At 59.9% G+C, this 2,029-nt stretch carries 2 protein-coding genes; both read right to left on the reverse strand.

Annotated features, from left to right (window positions below; all coding sequences use genetic code 11):
* Positions 1-123 precede the first annotated feature (123 nt).
* The gene (locus tag PG892_RS22060) at positions 124-786 is read right to left on the reverse strand and encodes a DUF2987 domain-containing protein (protein ID WP_041211435.1); all 663 of its coding nucleotides are present in this window, start codon (positions 784-786) and stop codon (positions 124-126) included.
* A 60-nt stretch (positions 787-846) separates the two neighbouring features.
* Complete coding sequence (locus PG892_RS22065; RefSeq protein WP_161470532.1) at positions 847-1,602, reverse strand: hypothetical protein; 756 nt, start codon at positions 1,600-1,602, stop codon at positions 847-849.
* Positions 1,603-2,029 lie beyond the last annotated feature (427 nt).

Here is a 2,029-nt window from a genome sequence, read left to right on the forward strand (position 1 = left end):
CGAAACCCAACAAGGAGTTTCGGATTCTTACACAGCCTGAGGATCGGTCAATGGATCCTTAACTGATCGGCATTAGCGCCAGGCGCTCCTTTTTTCATTCTGGCAATCTGCGGACTCGGGTCGCTACTCCTTGTGTAGCCAGGGGGTCAGGCGCAGGATCTCCCCTTGCAGTTGCAGCTTGCCCTGGGCAAACCCCTTCAGCTGCGCATTGCTGAGCAGCAGTTGCCCCTGCTGCCAGGAGACGGCCTCCTGACGGGCACCCTCCACAAGGTAGGCTGTGCCTGCGGGCGCCACCATGGAGATCCGCACCCCTTCCATCTTGGGCAGGAAATACTGGCCGACCATGCCGGCCATCTTGTCGAGCAATCGCTGCATCTGCTGCTGACGCGAGACAAGTTCGGCCAGCGGCACCTCGGGTGTGGCGGGGGCGTCAGCCATCACCTGTACCGACAGATCACAGGCGGCGTGGGCCTCGGTGAGCCCCACCACCACGATCGCCTTGTCGAGGTTGAGATCATCGTCATAGGGCAGACGCAGTTCGCCATCCACCGTGACCTCGGCGGGCACATCCCTGTCCGGGGTCGAGACCCGGGCCGAGGTGAGCCCGCAGCGCCGACCGTTCTGTTGACTGGCCAGATAAAAGCCCAGTCTGGCGTGGCCAAATTCCCCCTTGGCGAAGGTCTTCATCTGGCTGTAGAAGGTGCCGTAGTCGAGTTCAAGGGACGGCTCAGCCTGTCCCAGCATGGGCATCAGCAGGAGCGCCGCCATCCCGTATCGCTTGTTCATATGCCATCCTTTTGCATCATGCTCCGGGCGGGTCGACACCGGCTGACCCCTGGTATTCCATTATGCGTTGAAATGATCCGGGCCCTGCCCGTCGTTGCCACTGGCAACCTCGGTCACTTCGACTGCCACCCCACACAGATCCCGGTAGAGAATGCCCTTGCAGTTGAAGTAGAGCGGCGCCACCCAGATAAGTCCCAGCCCCATGGGGATGAGCGCCAGGAAGAAGAGTGCCAGCATGACCCCGTGCAGCAGCACTATGCTGGGCCAGCCCCGGGCAAAGAGCTTGAGGGAGACCAGAATGGCCTGAGCCGGGGAAAGACCGCGCTCCAGCACCAGAGGTACGGTAAACACCAGCCCCATGCCCACCAGGGCGGAAGGGATGAAGGCCAGCATCACAGGCACACCCAGCAGCTCGAACAGGGGTCCAAACAGGCTGGTGATGAGGCTGCCGAGCAGACTCAGGCTGCCCAGGCGCAGGAAGTGGCGGAAGAAGTCGAACACCTGGCTCGGCCGGGCGCGTACCCCCACCGACTGCTGCAACCCCAGCATGTCGAGGGAGGAGGTCATGGGTGACATGATCACCGTGGCCAGCAGGCTCAGGATCAGGGCCATATCCATATCCCCTCCTTCACGGGCGACATAGGGCGTCAGCAAGGTATTGCTCAGCAGGATCCAGATTGCCATGACCCCGGCGATGGCCAGCGCCAATCCGAAACCGGTGCGACGAGTCTGTTGCCACCCCTCTTTCAACACCCCTTGCAGGTCCAGACGATATCCCTGGCTGAGGGACTGTTCGAGGGTTCCACCGATCCGCATTCTATTACTCAATTGACTGTCCAACATTCACTGACGACTGATCCAAGGTGGCACATTATAGCGGTTTGAACCGGCATGCGTAGCCGTTTTTCCTGTTATCTTCCGTTCAGAAAGCCATTGATACCAAAGGCCTTGCAGCCCTACTTGATGAAGTTCCCCTCACCCTTGGCCCCTCTGTCCAACGGGAGTAGGATGTTGACATCCTCCCCCACCTTAGCGCTTCGCGTCACAGGAGGGGGATTCCCATTACTGGGTGATAGCTGCTCGCGCAGTACCGGGTTCCTGCTTCATCGGGCGGCCTGATTGCACCACGCCTCCACAGGCTAAAACGGCGTGTCCCGCCGCTAAAATATGGTTCATCGCGGCTTTCCGGGGAAGGCCGCCTTGATTTTCAGAAAAAAGTATTCTGAGTCCCTAAATCCATATG

The organism is Aeromonas sp. QDB68, from assembly GCF_027707405.1.
In the GTDB taxonomy this organism is placed as follows: domain Bacteria; phylum Pseudomonadota; class Gammaproteobacteria; order Enterobacterales; family Aeromonadaceae; genus Aeromonas; species Aeromonas caviae.

Excerpts from the sequence above, each read along its gene's own strand:
- PG892_RS22060 (WP_041211435.1), bottom strand. The coding sequence starts at position 786 with ATGAACAAGCGATACGGGATGGCGGCGCTCCTGCTGATGCCCATGCTG.
- PG892_RS22065 (WP_161470532.1), bottom strand. The coding sequence starts at position 1,602 with ATGCGGATCGGTGGAACCCTCGAACAGTCCCTCAGCCAGGGATATCGT.